We start from the raw sequence: 18,948 nt of genomic DNA on the forward strand, positions 1-18,948 counted from the left end.
CCTAATGGCGGGGCTTAGTTACGGTCCAAATCAATATCAATGGCCAGTGAACGGATTTCTTTCACCAGCACGTTGAATGATTCAGGCATACCCGCATCAATTTTGTGCTCACCTTTGACGATGTTTTCGTACACTTTGGTACGGCCATTCACGTCATCTGATTTCACGGTCAACATCTCTTGCAAGGTGTATGACGCACCATAGGCTTCCAGTGCCCACACTTCCATCTCACCGAAGCGCTGGCCACCGAACTGGGCTTTACCACCCAGCGGCTGCTGTGTCACCAGGCTGTAAGGACCGGTAGAACGTGCGTGCATCTTGTCGTCGACCAAGTGGTGCAGTTTCAGCACGTGCATGTAACCGACAGTCACTGGACGCTCGAACGCATCACCGGTACGGCCATCAAACAGTTTGACCTGTGTTTTGCCAGCGTGGAACTGCAATTTCTTGGTGTGCTCGTCATCATCAGGGAAAGCCAGATCCAGCATGGCTTTAATGTCAGACTCAGCGGCACCGTCAAACACTGGTGTCGCGAACGGCACGCCGTGTTTCAGGTTCTGCGCAAGGTCAATCACTTCCACATCTGTCAGACCAGCAATGTCTTCTTTCTTGCCAGTGCTGCTGTTATAGATCTTGTCCAGGAAGCCTCGAATTTCAGCCACTTTGGCTTCTGCTTGCAGCATATCGCCAATGCGTTTGCCCAGACCTTTGGCAGCCCAACCCAGATGGGTTTCCAGAATCTGACCGATGTTCATCCGTGAAGGCACGCCCAGCGGGTTCAACACGATATCCAGCGGCGTACCATCAGCCATGTATGGCATGTCTTCGACCGGGCAGATTTTTGAAATCACACCCTTGTTACCGTGACGACCGGCCATCTTGTCACCAGGCTGAATACGACGTTTCACAGCCAGATAGACTTTGACCATTTTTTGCACACCTGGTGGCAGTTCGTCACCTTGTGTCAGTTTACGCTTCTTCTCTTCGAATTTGTTATCGAATTCGATGCGGGCCTGGCTCAAGCTATCTTTCAACTGCTCAAGTTGACGGGCAGCCTCTTCATCGCTCAAACGGATGTCAAACCAGTCATAACGACCCACGCTCTCCAGATATTCCTGAGTCAGGGTGTCGCCTTTTTTCAGCTTGTTCGGACCACCTGTGGCCACTTTACCCGTCAACAGACGGCTGATACGGCCAAAAGTATCGTCTTCTACAATACGCATCTGGTCGCCCAGATCTTTCTTGTAGTGAGACAACTGGTCATCAATAATTTGTTGCGCACGGGCATCACGGTCGATACCTTCGCGTGTGAACACTTGCACATCGATCACAGTACCGGTCATGCCAGAAGGCACGCGCAGTGAAGTGTCTTTCACGTCAGACGCTTTTTCACCGAAAATCGCACGCAGCAATTTTTCTTCTGGCGTTAAAGTGGTTTCACCTTTAGGGGTCACTTTACCGACCAGCACGTCACCCGCTTCCACCTCGGCACCAATATAGATAATCCCGGAGTCATCCAGACGGCCCAGCATGCGCTCGGACAGATTGGAAATATCGCGGGTAATCTCTTCAGGTCCCAGTTTGGTATCACGTGCCACCACTGACAGCTCTTCAATGTGGATGGAGGTGTAACGGTCATCAGCCACTACGCGCTCGGAGATCAGAATCGAGTCTTCGTAGTTGTAACCGTTCCAAGGCATAAAGCCAACCAGCATGTTCTGACCCAGCGCCAACTCACCCATATCCGTAGAAGCACCATCCGCCACCACGTCGCCGCGGCTAATGATATCGCCTACTTTAACCAGCGGACGCTGGTTAATATTGGTGTTCTGGTTAGAACGGGTGTACTTGGTCAGGTTGTAGATATCCACACCCACTTCGCCGGCTTGCGCTTCAGCATCGTGGACACGAATCACAATACGGCCTGAGTCGACGTAATCGACCACGCCACCACGACGGGCAGTCACGACAGTACCGGAGTCCACCGCGACTGTACGCTCAATGCCTGTACCGACTACGGCTTTTTCAGCACGCAGACAAGGCACGGCTTGACGTTGCATGTTGGCACCCATCAAGGCACGGTTCGCGTCATCGTGTTCCAGGAAAGGAATCAATGAAGCCGCAACAGACACGATCTGGCCTGGTGCCACGTCCATATACTGTACGCGCTCAGGTTGCGTCATGGTAAATTCGTTATGGAAACGCGCAGAGACCAATTCCTCCTTGAAGCCACCGTCTGTAGACAGTTCGGTATTAGCCTGTGCGATCACATACTGGCTTTCTTCAATGGCTGACAGGAAATCAATCTTGCCTGACACCTTGTTGCCTTCAACCAGACGATAAGGGGTTTCCAGGAAACCATATTCGTTGGTACGGGCATACAGCGCCAGTGAGTTGATCAAACCAATGTTTGGACCTTCAGGCGTTTCAATTGGACAAACTCGGCCATAATGGGTGGTGTGTACGTCACGCACCTCGAAGCCGGCACGCTCACGGGTCAAGCCACCTGGGCCCAAAGCGGAGATACGGCGTTTGTGCGTAATCTCGGACAATGGGTTAGTCTGGTCCATAAACTGCGACAACTGGCTAGAACCGAAAAACTCACGAATCGCACTGGAGACTGGCTTGGCGTTGATCAAGTCATGCGGCATCAGATTCTCGGACTCAGCCTGTGACAGACGCTCTTTGACGGCACGCTCAACACGGACCAGACCGGCACGGAACTGGTTCTCGGCCAATTCACCCACGGAACGGATACGACGGTTACCCAAGTGGTCAATATCGTCAATCTCGCCACGGCCATTGCGCAACTCAATCAGCACGCCAATGACAGCGAGGATATCTTCGTTGGATAGCACATTGCTACCGGTATCGCCTTGTGGGCCGACTTTTTCGTAGAAACGACGCATCCAGGTTGCTGAACGTTCTTCCAGCTTGCTTGGATAAGCACGGCGGTTGAATTTCATACGCCCCACTACGGACAGGTCATAGCGATCTTCAGAGAAGAACAAACCATTAAACAAGGCCTCTACAGCCTCTTCGGTTGGCGGCTCGCCTGGGCGCATCATGCGGTAAATCGCTACACGTGCACTGTACTGGTCAGGAATCTCATCACTGCGCAATGTTTGCGAAATGAAATTACCATGATCCAAGTCGTTGGTGTAAATGGTGTCGATTTCTGAAATCTTTGCCGCGACCAATTTTTCAAGCAATGATGGTGTCACTTCATCATTGGCGTTAGCAATCAGCTCACCGGTTTCAGTATCAATAATGTTTTTGGCAACTGCGCGACCCATCATAAAGTCGGTCGGTACCGCCATGGTGGTTACGCCTGCTTTTTCGATGTCACGGATATGTTTAACGGTGATACGTTTGTCTTTGGCAACCAGCACATTACCGTCTTTGTCAGTAATGTCGAATTTGGCAACTTCACCACGCAGGCGGTCTGCCACCAACTCAAACTCCACGCCTTTCGGGCCGATGTGGAAAGTGTCGGTGTCGTGGAAGGTTTCCAGAATTTGTTCTGGGGTGTAGCCCAATGCCTTCAGCAGGATGGTCACTGGCATCTTGCGGCGACGATCCACACGGAAGTACAGATAATCTTTAGGGTCAAACTCAAAGTCTAACCAGGAGCCACGGTAAGGAATAATCCGTGCAGAGAACAACAACTTACCGGAGCTGTGGGTTTTACCACGATCGTGCTCAAAGAATACGCCAGGGCTGCGGTGCAATTGGGACACAATGACACGCTCGGTACCATTAATCACGAAAGAGCCATTTTCGGTCATGAGCGGCAATTCACCCATGTAGACTTCTTGTTCTTTGACTTCTTTGACGGTTGGTTTGGACGCTTCACGGTCCATAATAGTCAGACGCACCTTGACACGCAGTGGCACGGCGTAAGTCAGCCCACGTTGCTGACATTCTTTCACGTCAAATGGCTCTGCGCCTAGTTGGTAGCTCACATAGTCCAGACGGGCATTCTCTGAATGACTCACAATCGGGAAAATGGAACGGAAAGTCGACTCTAGACCTTCGTTTTTACGTTGGTCCGCTGGTACATTTTCCTGCAGGAATGATTTATAGGACTCCAGCTGCATGGCCAGCAGATAAGGTACCTCTTGAACGCTGTCACGCTTGGCAAAGCTTTTGCGAAGGCGTTTCTTTTCGGTAAAGGAATAGCTCATAGCGTCTCCTGAAATTTTTTGAGGGTAGAAGACAAAACACTTTTCATCCACTGCAATGTTTTGACATCTAACTTCGCATTTAAAATCAGCCACTTAAATTAGCCGGTTAGCTTATCTATATGTGGCCACAATACCGCTTTTACAACAGGCTTCCAGACAATTACAGTTTATTTACAATCTGCAACGCCAGAAATGGCGAAGGCCGACGGTCTCCCGTCAGCCCAGCCAGATTCACAATTGTGAATTATTTCATCTCAGCAGTAGCGCCCGCTTCGATCAATTTCTTCACAGCGGCTTCAGCGTCAGCTTTGCTTACGCCTTCTTTAACCGCTTTAGGTGCGCCGTCTACCAGGTCTTTAGCTTCTTTCAAGCCCAAACCTGTCAGTTCACGAACTGCTTTAATCACGCTCACTTTGTTGTCGCCAGCGCCATTCAAGATGACGTTGAACTCAGTTTGCTCAGCAGCTGCTGGAGCAGCACCAGCAGCAGCGCCGCCAGCAGCCACTGCAACAGCAGCAGCAGAAACACCAAACTTCTCTTCGATTTCTTTGATGAACGCAGTCAGTTCCAATACGGTCATGCCACCGATTGCATCTAAGATGTCAGCATTAGAAATTGCCATGATATAAATTTCCTAAAATAATTTGATTAAAAATTAAGCCGCTTGCTTTTCTTTTTCGTCGCGTATTGCAGCAACGGCACGAGCAAACTTGGTTGGGACTTCGTTGAGTGTGCCAGCCAATTTGGACAGCAACTCATCACGGCTCAATGTAGATGCCAACGCTTGCACGCCAGCCACATCAAGACGCTCATTAGGCATTGCGCCCGCTTTCAGTACGAACAATTCGTTATCTTTTGCGAAATTGTTCATGACTTTGGCGGCTGCAACTGGATCGGTAGAAATACCGTACACCAGTGGCCCAACCATGTCGTCAGCCAATGCGGCAAAAGGCGTACCTTCTACTGCACGACGAACCAAGGTGTTTTTCAACACACGCAGATACACACCTGCATTACGTGCATCAGCACGCAGTTTCGTCATATTGGCTACGCCAATACCACGATACTCAGCAAGTACGATTGCTTGTGCGTTTGCTACTTGCGCAGCAACCTCGGCAACGACTTCTTTTTTCTCTGTAAGATTAAGACTCAAGGTCTGTTCTCCTTCCGTTAATGAAAGCCCGGTTAAATCACCGGGCCACTCACGGCGTCCTTGTGCAGGGCATGGATATATCCTGTGTTGGGGATCGCCATCTGCGTTGGTTTCAAACTGCTGCAAACAGAGGATTACTCACCCATTTGCATTCAATTTTCAATTAAGTAAAACACCAACGGTCTTTGATGTTCTTGAGTGCTTACAAAATTGCATAAACACTCAAGCCCAAAGTACTTGCCCGATCCATTAACGGACCGGGACTTGATTCAATGCTTAAGCAGCGACTGAAGCTTGGTCAACACGTACGCCAGGACCCATGGTGCTGGAGACGGACAATTTCTTCAGGTATACGCCTTTGGAGCTGGCTGGCTTGGCTTTGTTCAATGCTTCGATCAAAGCAGACAGGTTGCCTTGCAGTTGCTCAACAGTAAATGAAGCACGGCCGATGGTGCAGTGAACGATACCGCCTTTATCAGTACGGTATTGCACTTGACCCGCTTTAGCATTCTTAACTGCTGTCGCTGCGTCTGGTGTCACTGTACCGACTTTAGGGTTAGGCATCAAACCACGTGGGCCCAACACTTGACCCAAGGCACCAACGATACGCATCGCATCAGGTGTAGCAATGGCTACATCAAAATCCAACATACCGCCTTTGACTTGCTCGGCAAGATCTTCAAAACCAACGATGTCAGCACCAGCTGCTTTTGCAGCTTCAGCTTGTGCACCTTGTGCAAACACAGCCACACGCACTGTTTTACCAGTCCCGTTAGGCAATACGATCGCGCCACGCACCAGCTGGTCAGATTTACGTGGGTCGATACCCAAGTTAATCACTGCGTCTACAGATTCGTTAAATTTAGCAGTTGCGCCTTCTTTTACCAGGCTCAGCGCATCAACTACCGGGTACAGCTTGTTGCGGTCAATCTTTGCACGCAACGCATCAATTCTTTTCGCCATGTTATACACCCTCCACTTCGATACCCATGCTGCGTGCGCTACCAGCGATGGTGCGAACGGCTGCGTCCATGTCGGCAGCGGTCAGGTCAGGCATTTTTGTTTTGGCGATTTCTTCGGCTTGTGCACGAGTAATCTTGCCAACTTTGTCCGTATGAGGACGTGGAGACCCTTTTTCCAGCTTGGCTGCTTTTTTGATCAGCACAGTTGCAGGAGGGGTTTTCATCACGAATGTGAAGCTCTTATCTGCAAACGCAGTGATCACCACTGGGATAGGCAGACCTGGTTCAACGCCTTGTGTTGCCGCGTTAAACGCTTTACAGAATTCCATGATGTTCAGACCACGTTGACCCAGTGCTGGACCGACTGGTGGGCTTGGGTTGGCTTTACCTGCAGGGATCTGCAGCTTGATATAGCCAATGACTTTCTTTGCCATGTTTGACTCCTTGAATGGGTAATAGCGCCTGTGGCAGGCTCCCCGTTAAAAAATATCGACTGCCAGTCAGGCCGTCGACACAATGCACAGCTAGACTTCTTTTTCTACCTGTGCAAAATCCAGTTCAACTGGTGTCGCACGGCCAAAAATGACCACTGAAACACGCAGTTTGTTTTTATCGTAGTTCACTTCCTCTACGCTGCCAGAGAAGTCCTTGAATGGGCCATCGATCACACGAACGCTCTCGCCCTTTTCAAAGGTCATCTTCTGTGTCGGGTTAGATTTGCTGTCATCCATGCGACGCAGAATAATTTCAACTTCCTTATCCTTGATCGGGGTTGGACGTTGTGCAGTACCACCGATGAATGAAGTCACACGCGGTGTACTTCTCACCAAATGCCAACTTTCGTCAGTCATTTCCATTTGCACCAACACGTAACCGGGATACAAGCGACGCTCAGAAATGGTCTTCTGACCATTTTTCAGCTCAATCACCTCTTCTACCGGCACCAGAATGTCACCGAACTGATCCGGGATATTCGATCTTGCGACGCGCTCTTCCAAACCGGCCTTGACGGATTTCTCCATGCCGGAGAAGGCCTGAACTGCATACCAACGCATAGCCATTAAGCCCCCCTACCCATAATCCATTGCACCATGTAGGCAAAACTGATGTCTACCAACGCCAAGAAAGCAGCCATGATCACAACCAGCACCACAACAGCCAGTGTCGTTTGCATAGTTTCCTGACGCGTTGGCCACACCACACGCTTGGCTTCAGCAACAGACTCATTAAAGAAAACCAGCGCCTGCTTACCTTGTGGCGCAGTCCACGCGACCGCTACAGACGCGACAATACCTGCCAACACGGCAAGTATCCTGATAACCATTGCTTTATCTTCAAAAAGATAAAAACCGGCAATCCCCAAAGCTAGTAACAACAGGGATAAAGCCAGTTTGATTTTATCGATCATATACTTAACTTTATGATTAACACCACAGACTATTCTGGGTGTTTGGCAGGCCAAGAGGGTCTCGAACCCCCAACCCTCGGTTTTGGAGACCGATACTCTACCAATTGAGCTATTGGCCTGTACTCTTTAAAGCGAAAGCTGCACGGGTTGTAGCGCAGCTTTCACCTACATCAACAATTACTCGATGATTTTGGCAACGACGCCAGCACCAACGGTACGACCACCTTCACGAATCGCGAAGCGCAGACCATCTTCCATCGCGATAGGTGCGATCAATGTCACAGTGATAGAGACGTTATCACCTGGCATCACCATTTCGGTACCTGCTGGCAATTCAACTGCACCAGTCACGTCAGTGGTACGGAAGTAGAACTGTGGACGGTAGCCGTTGAAGAATGGTGTATGACGACCACCTTCATCTTTACCCAACACGTAGATCTCAGCGGTGAACTTGGTGTGTGGTTTGATAGAACCGGATTTAGCCAGCACTTGACCACGCTCAACTTCTTCACGTTTAGTACCGCGCAGCAGTACGCCTACGTTGTCACCTGCTTGACCTTGGTCCAGCAGTTTACGGAACATTTCAACACCAGTACAGGTGGTTTTCAAGGTTGGCTTCAGGCCAACGATTTCGATTTCGTCACCGACTTTAACGATACCACGCTCAACACGGCCTGTTACTACAGTACCACGACCAGAGATAGAGAATACGTCTTCTACTGGCATCAGGAAGGTACCGTCAATGGCACGCTCTGGGGTTGGGATGTAGCTGTCCAATGCGTCAGCCAATGCGAAGATCGCTGGTTCGCCGATTTCTGATTGGTCACCTTCGAGGGCCAATTTAGCAGAACCTTTGATGATTGGGGTGTCATCACCTGGGAAGTCATACTTGCTCAGCAAGTCACGCACTTCCATTTCAACCAGTTCCAACAACTCAGCGTCGTCAACCATGTCAGCTTTGTTCAGGAACACAACGATGTATGGTACGCCAACCTGACGGGCCAACAGGATGTGCTCACGTGTTTGTGGCATAGGGCCGTCAGCAGCGGAACATACCAGGATCGCGCCGTCCATCTGGGCAGCACCGGTAATCATGTTTTTAACGTAGTCGGCGTGGCCTGGGCAGTCAACGTGTGCGTAGTGACGGCTTGCAGTCTCGTACTCAACGTGTGCTGTGTTGATGGTAATACCACGTGCTTTTTCTTCTGGTGCCGCGTCAATTTGGTCGTAAGCTTTTGCTTCGCCACCAAATTTCTTGGTCAACACTGTGGTGATCGCCGCTGTCAATGTTGTCTTACCGTGGTCAACGTGACCAATCGTACCAACGTTCACGTGTGGCTTGGTACGTTCAAATTTGCCTTTTGCCATGATGTTTTTCCTTTATTAGTACTAAATAAAGCCAATAATATTGTTTTCACAAATTATGCGACGCGGATGACAGCACCCTTGCGCGACTACTTACCAAGCCCCATATCACTACAGAGCGCATCTGGTGCCCATGGCGGGAATCGGACCCGCGACCTCTCCCTTACCAAGGGAGTGCTCTACCACTGAGCCACATGGGCGTTTTGCCTTTTGTTATTGTTGGAGCGGGCGACGAGGTTCGAACTCGCGACATCTTGCTTGGAAGGCAAGTGCTCTACCAACTGAGCTACACCCGCACTATGCAGAACACCCAAGGAAGGCTCTCACCAACCCGCTTTACAGCAACACCTACAGGCAATCATTTTTTGGTGGAGGGGGCTGGATTCGAACCAGCGTACTCAGAGAGAACGGATTTACAGTCCGTCGCCTTTAACCACTCGGCCACCCCTCCAAAAAATCGACCGCGATTATCGCGGTTTATGTCATCAACGTCAATGTCAACTGACATAAATTTGGTGCCGGGTATCGGAATCGAACTGATGACCTTCGCATTACAAGTGCGCTGCTCTACCAACTGAGCTAACCCGGCATTTCAGGAAGGCGCAACTATATCACTTTTTTTGGGATGTGATCTAGTGCTTTTATGAATTTTTTTATTTTTTGTTGAAAAAATTGCATTCAAAATGAAGCATCGGCTAAACACCGAGCACAGCACCCTTACTTCACTACTTTAAGGTGTGACTTTTTCGCTTGCGCATCCACCGCAGACGCTACCGGGGACACCATTTTTTCAGGCGCTGGCGGCACGTCATCCACAACTTCAAAAAACATACCTTGCCCATTCTCCCTGGCAAATACGCCTCCGATCCGGTTGATCGGGACATAAATATGTTGCGCAACGCCATTAAAGCGCGCAGAGAACACAACCGCATCATTATCAATATGCAAATCTTTGACAGCAGTGTAGTTCACATTTAGCACAATCTCGCCATTTTTGACATAAGCCATCGGCACACGCGTCTGCGCATCCACTTTGACCAGCAAATGCGGCGTCAGATTATTATCCAGACACCATTCATGTATGGCGCGAATCAAATAAGCCGTGGTCGGAATCAATGTACTCATGTTGGACTTCCTTAAAAAAACAGCGCGAATATGGATTCGCGCTGTTTATGCATGACTGATGTTATTTACGCATCGCCTTTTCAGAGGGTGTCATAGCCTCTGCATACATTGGACGCGAGAACAAACGCTCGGCATACTTGAGCAATGGCGAAGCCTGGTTTGGCAACTCAATGCCATAATGCCCTAAACGCCATAACAATGGCGTGATCGCCACATCCAGCATGGAGTACTCGTCGCCCATCAGGTAGTTTTGCTTGCCAAAAATCGGCACCAACTGCGTCAGGTTATCGCGAATGACCTTGCGTGCACGATCCGCGGTTTCCTGGTTATCAGATTCAACATCCTTGATATGACTGAACAAGTCTTTTTCAAAGTTATATAAGAACAGTCTTGCACGTGCACGCATGACCGGGTCAGCTGGCATGAGTTGGGGATGCGGAAAACGCTCATCGATATACTCATTGATGATATTGGCTTCTGACAAGACCAGGTCACGCTCGACCAACACCGGCACTTCACCATACGGATTCAAAATGGCCAGATCTTCAGTTTTATTGGTCAAGTCCACATCAATGACTTCAAAGTCCATGCCCTTCTCGAACAGCACGATACGGCAACGGTGACTGTAAGGATCAACGGTACCCGAATACAATCTCATCATAATTTATTTTCCCTATAAAAAAAGACACCAAGGCCTCACGCCTTGGTGTCAGACTTGGTTGGCAATTAGCGAATATCTTTCCAGTATTCGGCTTTGATTTTTTTCACCAAGAAGAACAATCCTGACAGGAACAGCAACACTGCCACCCCAATCCACAAACGGGATTGTTTGGCTGGCTCTGCCATAAATGCGAGGAAGTTAGTCAGATCACCGACAAACTGGTCATACTCTTGCGGATTGAGCTTACCGGCTTTGTCCAGTTTAAGGGTGTGTGTTTCGTGATCGAGTACTTGCACGCCTTGCAACTCATATAACACATGCGGCATGGCCACCTTGTCAAACACCAGGTTATTCCAGCCAGTGGGACGTGACTCATCCTTGTAGAAGCTGCGCAGATAGGCATACACCCAATCCGCACCACGCGCACGCACTTCAACGCTCAAATCAGGCGGTGCAGCACCAAACCATTTTTTCGCATCTTTAGGATTCATGCTAATGCGCATGGTTTCGCCCACCTTCTCACCGGCAAACAACAGATTGTCTTTAATCTCTTTGTCGGTCAGGCCAATGTCCTGCAAGCGGTTGTAACGCATGTAGTTGGCGCTGTGGCAATTCAGGCAATAATTTACAAAGATCTTGGCACCACGCTGCAATGACGCTTTATCCGTCATCTTGATTGGCGCTTTGACATCAATATGCACCTCATTTGCAAACGCCATCACTGACGCCAAGAGGGCCAGACCTGCAAAGGCCTGCAAAAACAATTTTTTCATCATTAGTATGTCACCCTTTCTGGCACAGGCTTGGTTTGATCTTTTTTGGTATACCAAGGCATCAAGACAAAGAATGCAAAGTACACCACTGAACAAATACGAGCCAACACAGTCGCGCGGTCTGCACGACCCATCCATGGTCCAAATTGACCCCAGACATCACCTGGCACGGTTCCCAGATAACCCAGGATCACGAAGCTGATCACAAAAGCGGCCAACCAGCGTTTGTACAACTTGCCACGGTAACGAATAGACTTCACCGGACTCTTGTCCAACCACGGCAAGAACGCAAAGGCCACGACTGACAAGCCCATGGCTACCACACCAGGGAATTGCGAGATACCGATAGGCGGCACTGCACGCAAAATGGAGTAGTAAGGCGTGAAATACCAGACTGGCGCGATATGCGGCGGCGTCTTCAAAGGATCTGCCGGAATAAAGTTGTTCGCTTCAAGGAAGTAACCACCCATTTCAGGCATAAAGAACACAATCGCAAAGAACACCATCAGGAAGACAACCACACCCACCAGATCTTTCACAGAGTAGTAAGGGTGAAATGGAATGCCATCCAATGGAATACCGGTTGCCTTGTCTTTATAGGCCTTGATTTCAACGCCATCAGGGTTGTTAGAGCCCACTTCATGCAAGGCCACGATATGCACAGCAACCAACCCCAGCAGCACCAGCGGTAAGGCGATCACGTGGAAAGCAAAGAAACGGTTCAGGGTAGCATCGGAAACCAGATAGTCACCACGCAACCACTCAGACAAGTCAGGACCAATAAACGGCACAGTTGAGAACAGGTTCACAATCACCTGCGCACCCCAGTAAGACATTTGCCCCCATGGCAGCAGGTAGCCAAAGAACGCTTCGCCCATCAGCACCAGGAAAATGCCCACACCAAACAACCAGATCAACTCACGCGGTGTGCGGTAAGACCCGTAAATCAAGCCACGGAACATGTGCAGATAGACCACCACAAAGAACATGGAGGCGCCGGTCGAGTGCATATAACGGATGATATTGCCGCCAAATACGTCCCGCATGATGTATTCCACCGAAGCAAAGGCCAACTCAGCATCGGGCTTGTAGTTCATGGTCAGAAAAATACCGGTGACAATTTGCAGCACCAGCACCAACAAAGCCAATGACCCGAAGAAATACCAGAAGTTGAAATTTTTCGGTGCGTAATACTCGGTAAGGTGTCCCTTGATGGTACTGGTCAGCGGAAATCTGGCATCAAACCAGCCCAATAAACCAGTGGCAGTTGTTTTTTTAGTCGTTGCCATGATAGTTAAGCCTCCGCCTTTTTGTCTTCGCCAATCAGCAAGGTCGTGTCAGTTAGATATTGATGCGGCGGCACCAGCAGATTTTTTGGTGCCGGAGAGCCTTTGAACACACGGCCAGCCAAGTCAAACTTAGAGCCGTGGCAAGGACAGACAAAACCACCATCCCAGTCTGCTGTCATTGCAAAGTTGTCGTTTGGTGAACAACCCAGATGCGTGCAGGTCCCCAACATGACCCCGAACTCTGGCTTGATAGAACGATCCTTGTTTTTACAATACTCAGGCTGTTGCGGCACCTCCAGATTCGGATCCGACAACTGGTCATCATGCTTGACCAACTTATCCAGCATTTCTGGCGTACGACGCACGATCCAAACCGGTTGACCACGCCATTCAGCCGTCATTTTCTCGCCCGGCTTCAACTTGCTGATATCCACCTCGACAGGTGCGCCCGCCGCTTTGGCACGTTCACTTGGCAGCATGCTACCAACAAACGGCACCGCTACTGCAGCAACCCCAACAGCCCCGGTGGCGGCAGTCGCTTTCACCAAAAAATCGCGTTTTTGCAAATCCACCTCAGATGGCTGGCAAAACGACAAACAGTTGTTGTCAATTTTGTTTTCTGACATTGGCTTCCTTAATCTACCCTTTTGAGGTAACAGTGAGTATAAAACTTGAGTCGCGATTATACATTTTTCGCAGAAACAAGCCAAATTTATTTCAATAAGTCATTGATATTAATCAATTAAACAGGGTTGCCCAACTCAACATAAACATGCTCCAAGCCATGCGTTTGTGCAAGCCACTGCCCAAGCGCCTGGACGCCATAACGCTCAGTGGCATGATGCCCGGCACTGAGGTAAGCCGTGCCTGATTCGCAGACGGTATGCCAGGTTTGCTCGGAGACTTCACCACTGATAAACAGGTCCACGCCAGCAGTGACCGCCTGTTGAATATAAGATTGGGCAGCGCCAGTACACCAGGAGACAGTGTGTACTAACTTATCAGGGGCCCCAAGCACTTGTGGCTGCCGCCCCAATCGTTGGGCAACATGCTCTGCCACCTGCGCCAGCGACATCGGTTGCGCCAAGGTGGTCACAGGCAGCATATTCTTATCATCAAGATAGCGTGTCACCGGCCAGCCGAACATCTGTCCCAGTTGCACATTGTTTCCCACCTGCGGATGTGCATCTAGCGGCAGGTGATACGCCAGCAGGCTGATATCATGTGTGAGCAAGCGCTTGAGGCGCTGACGCTTGAGCCCAGTCACCTCTGCTGGCTCGCCACGCCAGAAATAGCCATGATGCACTAGAATCGCATCCGCATTGGCGGCGATGGCCGCCTCAATCAGCGCCTGACTGGCAGTCACGCCACTGATAATGCGCCGCACTTGCGGCCGCCCCTCCACCTGCAAACCGTTGGGGCAATAGTCCTGGAATTTGCTTACTTGCAAAAAATTAGCCAATTCACTAACAAGAAGATTCAATTCCATCTCTGAGTCTCATATACTAGTCGTTGTTAAAGACATTCACTTATTGCACATTTCTCTTTTGGCATCTATGCGACATCTCTGGTCTATCTTCTCACAAGCAGTCACCGTTTGTCTGGGCATTTTGTTTGTCTTAAAACTTTTTTATCCCACCCTGCTCACGCAACCCGTGAACAAAACCCTGGTGATCAAGGAAACGGCCGCCACTAGCCAGGCCATGGTCGCGAAGTCCGGCTACCGCAATGCCGTGAGCAAGGCCATGCCTTCGGTTGTTAATATTTTCACCACGGCTCGCATGAGCCAGGATCCACACCGCGCATTGAAGAATGACCCATTGTTTCGTCATTTTTTCGGTGATGAAATAGAAGAAGAGGATGAGCAACCTGAAAACAGCCTCGGTAGCGGCGTGATTGTCAGTGCCGATGGCCTGATCCTGACCAATAACCATGTGATTAGCTCGGCCGATCAAATTGAAGTTGCGCTCAGCGATGGCAGCAAGTCCTCAGCCACAGTGGTCGGTACCGATCCCGAGACCGATCTGGCCGTACTCAAAATAGACCGCAAACAACTTCCCGCCATTACATTCAGCAATAGTGACCAGATGAAGGTAGGGGATGTCGTCCTGGCAATTGGCAACCCGTTTGGCGTTGGACAAACCGTGACCCAAGGCATTATTAGCGCACTGGGACGCAACCATCTGGGCATCAATACATTTGAGAACTTTATTCAAACCGATGCCTCCATTAACCCTGGCAACTCCGGTGGCGCGCTGATCGACGTCAACGGCAACCTGATCGGCATCAATAGTGCCATTTATTCCCGCAATGGCGGCAGCATGGGGATAGGCTTTGCTATTCCGGTCAGCATCGCCAAACAGGTCATGGAACAAATTACCTTTAATGGGTCGGTGACGCGTGGCTGGATAGGCATAGAAGCACAAGACATTACGCCAGAACTGGCGGAATCCTTTAACCTCAAGAACGTCAACGGCTCCTTGATTGCTGGTGTGTTGTTAGATAGTCCGGCTGATCGCGCCGGCTTGCGTCCTGGCGACATCCTGATTGCCATCGACAACAAACCTGTATCTGACAGCCAAGCAATGCTAAATATAATCGCCATGCTCAAGCCACGTGACAAGGCAACATTGGCAATCTTGCGCGCAGGCAAGAAAATGGAGATCAGCCTGATCGTAGGTAAGCGCCCACTGCCAAGCAAAGTAGCGCAATAACTAGAAAGTGGAATTAAGTTGGTGTAGCACTGTCTGCTGGCGATTGCGGCAACCAGCGAACCACCAGCAGGCCCAGCTCATAGAGCAACCACAACGGGATGGCCAGCATGCATTGAGAGACAATGTCTGGTGGCGTAAAAATGGCGCCCAACACAAAAGCGCCTACGATTACATAAGAGCGCGCCTCCTTGAGTTGCGCCAAAGTCACCCACCCCATCAATGATAACAATATGACGGCGATGGGCACTTCAAACGCAAAGCCAAACGCCAGAAACATGCCGATGACAAAGTCGAGATACTCAGCAATATCTGTCATCACCGCGACACCCGCCGGCGCACTGCCCACCAGAAAGCCAAACACAACCGGGAACACGGCAAAATAGGCAAAGGCCATGCCCATAAAGAATAACCCGATGGCCGCCGTAAGCAGGGGCCGAATCAATCGTTTTTCATGTGCGTATAACCCCGGTGCGATAAATGCCCAGCACTGATAAATCATCCATGGCAACGCGATCAAAAAGGCTGCCATCATGGTCACTTTCATCGGCACAAAGAAGGGCGTGGTGACTGCTGTCGCTATCATTTGCGCCCCTTGCGGCAACTTTGCCAGCAAGGGTGCCGCCAGCAAATGATAAATGCGGTCAGCAAACGGAAATAAAGCCACAAAAATGACCAGCCAGCCCGCAACCGCACGCAACAAACGGTTACGCAGCTCAATCAGGTGGGAAATAAAACTTTCAGTAGGCGTCATAATTTATAAAGCGCGATCAAACTACAAACGCTTAGAGGATGGGTTCATTCGGTGGCGTATCGTTTGCCGTCTTCGCCGCCTGCCGTGCGCGGCGCTGTCTCGGCTTTGCCGCAGGGGCTTCTGCAAATAACTCGGCTTGTGGCGCTGGCGCAGATTCAGAAACCACCAATGCGCTAGGCACTGCTGCTTCAGCAGGCTGCTCATCGTTCACCGGTGATGACTTGCGTTGACGTGGTTTGCGTGACGGTTTAACCGGCTCAACAACCTTCTCTGGCTGGACACTGGTTTCGGCGATCGAATTCTCAGGCAAAATATGCTGTGCCGCATCGTCATATACCGACTGCAAGCCCGATTTTACTTCGTCTTGCAGTTGTTGCAACTCGGCAAACCTGGCTTCACGATTAACCTCATCTTTTACCTGGCTGACAAAGCGTTGCATGCGCCCAAAAAAAGCGCCCGCAGTGCGGGCGACTTTAGGCAGTTTTTCCGGCCCGATCACCACCAAGGCAACCAGCGCAATCACCAGTAATTCTGAAAACGAAATATCAAACACAATCGGTCAGTACTCACTTACTTTTGTCAGAAATCTCATCAGGCTTAGAACCTTCTTTGCCGTCATTCATTGCTTTTTTAAACTCATTGACCGCGCCACCTACATCACCGCCAATATTACGCAGCTTTTTGGTACCAAACACCAGCACCACGATCAGTAACACGATCAGCCAATGCCATAAACTGAATGAACCCATTGCAATCTCCTTAACGCGTCAACTTTTAAGCGGCAGGCCCGCCACCAAAGACATGCAGATGGATATGGAACACTTCCTGGCCACCCTCACGCCCGACATTCATCACTGTTTTATAGCCAACCAACCCTTGCTCAGCAGCCAGCTTGGCACCCAGCAACATCATTTTACCAAGGAGCGCCTGATGCTCAGCAGTACATTCTTTAAGCGTTTCAATATGTGCTTTGGGGACAATCAGAAAATGCACCCGCGCCAGTGGCCGAATATCATGAAATGCGATGACCTCGTCATCTTCATACAGCAATTTCGCCGGAATAGTGCCAGCAACAATTTTACAAAAAATGCAGTCTGCACTCATTCTTTTCTGCTCGCTTTCTCAACGATGCCCGACAGCCCTTCACGGCGCGCAAGCTCATTAAGCACATCCTGCGCCTGCAAGCCGGCATGACTTAACATCACCAGGGTATGAAACCATAAATCGGCGGTTTCATAAATCAGCTCTTCCTTGTTGCCGCCTTTGGCCGCAATCACTGTTTCCGTCGCTTCTTCACCCACTTTTTTGAGAATGCTGTCCATGCCTTTGGCATAGAGTTTGGCGACATAGGAGTTGGCCGGATCGGCACTTTTACGCGCTTCCAGCAATTCAGACAAGCGGCTTAATACGTCATCACTCATGGTAAATCGCTTTCGGATCTTTGAGCACAGGCTCTACAGTCACCCAGGTATCGCCCTGTAATTGCTGAAAGAAACAGTTATGCCTACCGGTGTGACAGGCGATGCCACCCAATTGTTCGACCGTGATCAGCACGACATCATTATCGCAATCGAGACGAATGTCGTGCACGATTTGCGTGTGCCCAGACTCTTCACCTTTATGCCACAGTTTGTTGCGCGAGCGCGAATAGTAAACTGCATGTCCAGAGTCTCTAGTCAATTGCAAGGCTTCGCGGTTCATCCAGGCAAACATGAGAATTTTACCTGTGTCTTTTTCCTGGGCGATGACCGGCACCAAGCCTTCTGCCGTCCAGGCCACTTGCTCCAGCCAGCTCATCGCACTTCTATCCCATGTTCACGCATATAGTCTTTCGCTTGCTGCACAGTGAACTCACCATAGTGAAAAATACTGGCAGCCAGAACAGCGTCGGCGCCACCAACGGTGACACCCTCCACCAGATGGTGCAGATTCCCCACGCCGCCGGAAGCAATCAATGGCACATCCACTGCTTCGCTGATCGCTTTGTTGAGCGGGTTATTAAATCCGATTTTGGTTCCATCGCGGTCCATGCTGGTGACCAGCAACTCACCGGCCCCCAGACTCACCATCTTTTGCGCCCATTTGACGGCATCGAGACCGGTAGGATTACGCCCGCCATGGGTGAACACTTCCCACTCAAACGGCTGATTATCTACTTTTTTGGCATCAATCGCGACCACTATACATTGCGAACCAAAACGTCCGGCAGCATCCTCAACCACTTGCGGATTGACCACGGCAGTGGTGTTGATGCTGACTTTATCGGCCCCCGCATTGAGCAGCCGCCGCACATCTTCAACCTTGCGCACGCCGCCACCGACGGTTAACGGGATAAAAATCTGCTCGGCCACACGCTCAATAATGTGCAGAATCAAGTCACGATTGTCTGAGCTGGCGGTAATATCCAGAAACGTCAGTTCGTCCGCGCCCTGGTCGTTGTAACGCTGTGCGATTTCCACCGGATCGCCTGCATCGCGCAATTCCAGAAAATTCACGCCTTTGACGACACGACCGTCAGTCACATCCAGGCAAGGAATAATGCGTTTGGCGCAGCCCATTT

At 50.2% G+C, this 18,948-nt stretch carries 22 protein-coding genes and 5 tRNA genes; 1 reads left to right on the forward strand and 26 read right to left on the reverse strand.

The genetic code is table 11. From position 1 onward, the window contains the following. Nucleotides 1–14 precede the first annotated feature (14 nt). From rpoB to ACT53C_RS01570, 19 genes are all read right to left on the reverse strand, one after another. On the reverse strand, nt 15–4,187 hold the full coding sequence (rpoB, locus tag ACT53C_RS01480; RefSeq protein ID WP_313985441.1) for a DNA-directed RNA polymerase subunit beta: 4,173 nt from the start codon (nt 4,185–4,187) through the stop codon (nt 15–17). A gap of 244 nt (nt 4,188–4,431) precedes the next feature. Next, entirely contained in the window at nt 4,432–4,809 is a 378-nt protein-coding gene (gene rplL, locus ACT53C_RS01485; RefSeq protein WP_194748740.1) for a 50S ribosomal protein L7/L12, read from the reverse strand. A gap of 33 nt (nt 4,810–4,842) precedes the next feature. After that, the gene (gene rplJ, locus ACT53C_RS01490) at nt 4,843–5,340 is read right to left on the reverse strand and encodes a 50S ribosomal protein L10 (protein WP_194748741.1); all 498 of its coding nucleotides are present in this window, start codon (nt 5,338–5,340) and stop codon (nt 4,843–4,845) included. A gap of 276 nt (nt 5,341–5,616) precedes the next feature. Next, a complete protein-coding gene (rplA, locus tag ACT53C_RS01495; protein WP_194748742.1) occupies nt 5,617–6,303 on the reverse strand; it encodes a 50S ribosomal protein L1 in 687 nt (228 codons plus the stop codon). Between the two features lies 1 nt (nt 6,304). Further along, nucleotides 6,305–6,736: a 50S ribosomal protein L11 gene (gene rplK / locus ACT53C_RS01500; protein WP_029147986.1), complete on the reverse strand. Its 432-nt coding sequence runs from the start codon at nt 6,734–6,736 to the stop codon at nt 6,305–6,307. A 90-nt stretch (nt 6,737–6,826) separates the two neighbouring features. Next, nucleotides 6,827–7,363 (reverse strand): transcription termination/antitermination protein NusG, encoded by a 537-nt coding sequence (nusG, locus tag ACT53C_RS01505; protein WP_194748743.1) that lies wholly within the window; start codon nt 7,361–7,363, stop codon nt 6,827–6,829. Continuing rightward, entirely contained in the window at nt 7,363–7,710 is a 348-nt protein-coding gene (secE, locus tag ACT53C_RS01510; RefSeq protein WP_275357986.1) for a preprotein translocase subunit SecE, read from the reverse strand. The genes nusG and secE overlap by 1 nt, the downstream gene beginning before the upstream one ends. A gap of 43 nt (nt 7,711–7,753) precedes the next feature. Then, nucleotides 7,754–7,829, reverse strand: a tRNA-Trp gene (locus ACT53C_RS01515). A gap of 58 nt (nt 7,830–7,887) precedes the next feature. Beyond that, the gene (gene tuf / locus ACT53C_RS01520; protein WP_194748734.1) at nt 7,888–9,078 is read right to left on the reverse strand and encodes an elongation factor Tu; all 1,191 of its coding nucleotides are present in this window, start codon (nt 9,076–9,078) and stop codon (nt 7,888–7,890) included. A gap of 122 nt (nt 9,079–9,200) precedes the next feature. Next, a tRNA-Thr gene (locus tag ACT53C_RS01525) sits at nt 9,201–9,275 on the reverse strand. Between the two features lie 20 nt (nt 9,276–9,295). Continuing rightward, nucleotides 9,296–9,371 (reverse strand) — tRNA-Gly (locus ACT53C_RS01530). A gap of 70 nt (nt 9,372–9,441) precedes the next feature. Then, a tRNA-Tyr gene (locus ACT53C_RS01535) sits at nt 9,442–9,526 on the reverse strand. A gap of 62 nt (nt 9,527–9,588) precedes the next feature. Then, nucleotides 9,589–9,664, reverse strand: a tRNA-Thr gene (locus tag ACT53C_RS01540). Nucleotides 9,665–9,792: 128 nt separating this feature from the next. Next, on the reverse strand, nt 9,793–10,200 hold the full coding sequence (locus ACT53C_RS01545; RefSeq protein WP_476144480.1) for a ClpXP protease specificity-enhancing factor: 408 nt from the start codon (nt 10,198–10,200) through the stop codon (nt 9,793–9,795). A 61-nt stretch (nt 10,201–10,261) separates the two neighbouring features. Further along, the gene (locus tag ACT53C_RS01550) at nt 10,262–10,861 is read right to left on the reverse strand and encodes a glutathione S-transferase N-terminal domain-containing protein (protein WP_194748746.1); all 600 of its coding nucleotides are present in this window, start codon (nt 10,859–10,861) and stop codon (nt 10,262–10,264) included. 65 nt (nt 10,862–10,926) lie between these two features. Beyond that, nucleotides 10,927–11,637, reverse strand: a complete 711-nt coding sequence (locus ACT53C_RS01555; protein ID WP_194748747.1) for a cytochrome c1 — start codon at nt 11,635–11,637, stop codon at nt 10,927–10,929. Next, nucleotides 11,637–12,923, reverse strand: coding sequence for a cytochrome b (locus ACT53C_RS01560; RefSeq protein WP_275357632.1), 1,287 nt, complete (start codon nt 12,921–12,923; stop codon nt 11,637–11,639). The genes ACT53C_RS01555 and ACT53C_RS01560 overlap by 1 nt, the downstream gene beginning before the upstream one ends. A gap of 5 nt (nt 12,924–12,928) precedes the next feature. Continuing rightward, nucleotides 12,929–13,549 carry a ubiquinol-cytochrome c reductase iron-sulfur subunit gene (gene petA, locus ACT53C_RS01565; protein ID WP_275357634.1) on the reverse strand — a complete coding sequence of 207 codons (621 nt, stop codon included), beginning with the start codon at nt 13,547–13,549 and terminating at the stop codon, nt 12,929–12,931. A 116-nt stretch (nt 13,550–13,665) separates the two neighbouring features. After that, the gene (locus tag ACT53C_RS01570; protein WP_476144484.1) at nt 13,666–14,412 is read right to left on the reverse strand and encodes a Nif3-like dinuclear metal center hexameric protein; all 747 of its coding nucleotides are present in this window, start codon (nt 14,410–14,412) and stop codon (nt 13,666–13,668) included. A gap of 67 nt (nt 14,413–14,479) precedes the next feature. Between ACT53C_RS01570 and ACT53C_RS01575 the strand changes: the two genes are divergently transcribed. Continuing rightward, a complete protein-coding gene (locus ACT53C_RS01575; RefSeq protein ID WP_194748751.1) occupies nt 14,480–15,637 on the forward strand; it encodes a S1C family serine protease in 1,158 nt (385 codons plus the stop codon). A gap of 13 nt (nt 15,638–15,650) precedes the next feature. Here ACT53C_RS01575 and tatC read toward each other — a convergent pair whose 3' ends face one another. Genes tatC through hisF form a run of 7 tightly spaced genes read right to left on the reverse strand, consistent with a single transcriptional unit; the run spans nt 15,651 to nt 18,946 of the window. Then, nucleotides 15,651–16,388, reverse strand: a complete 738-nt coding sequence (gene tatC / locus ACT53C_RS01580) for a twin-arginine translocase subunit TatC (protein WP_476144485.1) — start codon at nt 16,386–16,388, stop codon at nt 15,651–15,653. Between the two features lie 31 nt (nt 16,389–16,419). Continuing rightward, entirely contained in the window at nt 16,420–16,941 is a 522-nt protein-coding gene (gene tatB, locus ACT53C_RS01585) for a Sec-independent protein translocase protein TatB (RefSeq protein WP_194748753.1), read from the reverse strand. Nucleotides 16,942–16,954: 13 nt separating this feature from the next. After that, on the reverse strand, nt 16,955–17,137 hold the full coding sequence (gene tatA, locus ACT53C_RS01590) for a Sec-independent protein translocase subunit TatA (protein ID WP_194748754.1): 183 nt from the start codon (nt 17,135–17,137) through the stop codon (nt 16,955–16,957). A 25-nt stretch (nt 17,138–17,162) separates the two neighbouring features. Then, on the reverse strand, nt 17,163–17,492 hold the full coding sequence (locus ACT53C_RS01595; RefSeq protein ID WP_194748755.1) for a histidine triad nucleotide-binding protein: 330 nt from the start codon (nt 17,490–17,492) through the stop codon (nt 17,163–17,165). After that, on the reverse strand, nt 17,489–17,809 hold the full coding sequence (locus tag ACT53C_RS01600; protein ID WP_476144486.1) for a phosphoribosyl-ATP diphosphatase: 321 nt from the start codon (nt 17,807–17,809) through the stop codon (nt 17,489–17,491). Before ACT53C_RS01600 ends, ACT53C_RS01595 begins: the two co-directional genes overlap by 4 nt. Then, nucleotides 17,802–18,185 carry a phosphoribosyl-AMP cyclohydrolase gene (hisI, locus tag ACT53C_RS01605; RefSeq protein ID WP_194748757.1) on the reverse strand — a complete coding sequence of 128 codons (384 nt, stop codon included), beginning with the start codon at nt 18,183–18,185 and terminating at the stop codon, nt 17,802–17,804. Before hisI ends, ACT53C_RS01600 begins: the two co-directional genes overlap by 8 nt. Continuing rightward, complete coding sequence (gene hisF, locus ACT53C_RS01610; RefSeq protein ID WP_194748758.1) at nt 18,182–18,946, reverse strand: imidazole glycerol phosphate synthase subunit HisF; 765 nt, start codon at nt 18,944–18,946, stop codon at nt 18,182–18,184. The genes hisI and hisF overlap by 4 nt, the downstream gene beginning before the upstream one ends. Nucleotides 18,947–18,948: the final 2 nt, after the last annotated feature.

The sequence above is a fragment of the Methylophilus sp. DMC14 genome (assembly GCF_056314085.1).

Excerpts from the sequence above, each read along its gene's own strand:
- rpoB (WP_313985441.1), bottom strand. The coding sequence starts at position 4,187 with ATGAGCTATTCCTTTACCGAAAAGAAACGCCTTCGCAAAAGCTTTGCC.
- rplL (WP_194748740.1), bottom strand. The coding sequence starts at position 4,809 with ATGGCAATTTCTAATGCTGACATCTTAGATGCAATCGGTGGCATGACC.
- rplA (WP_194748742.1), bottom strand. The coding sequence starts at position 6,303 with ATGGCGAAAAGAATTGATGCGTTGCGTGCAAAGATTGACCGCAACAAG.
- rplK (WP_029147986.1), bottom strand. The coding sequence starts at position 6,736 with ATGGCAAAGAAAGTCATTGGCTATATCAAGCTGCAGATCCCTGCAGGT.
- nusG (WP_194748743.1), bottom strand. The coding sequence starts at position 7,363 with ATGGCTATGCGTTGGTATGCAGTTCAGGCCTTCTCCGGCATGGAGAAA.
- secE (WP_275357986.1), bottom strand. The coding sequence starts at position 7,710 with ATGATCGATAAAATCAAACTGGCTTTATCCCTGTTGTTACTAGCTTTG.
- tuf (WP_194748734.1), bottom strand. The coding sequence starts at position 9,078 with ATGGCAAAAGGCAAATTTGAACGTACCAAGCCACACGTGAACGTTGGT.
- ACT53C_RS01545 (WP_476144480.1), bottom strand. The coding sequence starts at position 10,200 with ATGAGTACATTGATTCCGACCACGGCTTATTTGATTCGCGCCATACAT.
- ACT53C_RS01550 (WP_194748746.1), bottom strand. The coding sequence starts at position 10,861 with ATGATGAGATTGTATTCGGGTACCGTTGATCCTTACAGTCACCGTTGC.
- ACT53C_RS01555 (WP_194748747.1), bottom strand. The coding sequence starts at position 11,637 with ATGATGAAAAAATTGTTTTTGCAGGCCTTTGCAGGTCTGGCCCTCTTG.
- ACT53C_RS01560 (WP_275357632.1), bottom strand. The coding sequence starts at position 12,923 with ATGGCAACGACTAAAAAAACAACTGCCACTGGTTTATTGGGCTGGTTT.
- petA (WP_275357634.1), bottom strand. The coding sequence starts at position 13,549 with ATGTCAGAAAACAAAATTGACAACAACTGTTTGTCGTTTTGCCAGCCA.
- ACT53C_RS01570 (WP_476144484.1), bottom strand. The coding sequence starts at position 14,412 with ATGGAATTGAATCTTCTTGTTAGTGAATTGGCTAATTTTTTGCAAGTA.
- ACT53C_RS01575 (WP_194748751.1), top strand. The coding sequence starts at position 14,480 with ATGCGACATCTCTGGTCTATCTTCTCACAAGCAGTCACCGTTTGTCTG.
- tatC (WP_476144485.1), bottom strand. The coding sequence starts at position 16,388 with ATGACGCCTACTGAAAGTTTTATTTCCCACCTGATTGAGCTGCGTAAC.
- tatA (WP_194748754.1), bottom strand. The coding sequence starts at position 17,137 with ATGGGTTCATTCAGTTTATGGCATTGGCTGATCGTGTTACTGATCGTG.
- ACT53C_RS01595 (WP_194748755.1), bottom strand. The coding sequence starts at position 17,492 with ATGAGTGCAGACTGCATTTTTTGTAAAATTGTTGCTGGCACTATTCCG.
- ACT53C_RS01600 (WP_476144486.1), bottom strand. The coding sequence starts at position 17,809 with ATGAGTGATGACGTATTAAGCCGCTTGTCTGAATTGCTGGAAGCGCGT.
- hisI (WP_194748757.1), bottom strand. The coding sequence starts at position 18,185 with ATGAGCTGGCTGGAGCAAGTGGCCTGGACGGCAGAAGGCTTGGTGCCG.
- hisF (WP_194748758.1), bottom strand. The coding sequence starts at position 18,946 with ATGGGCTGCGCCAAACGCATTATTCCTTGCCTGGATGTGACTGACGGT.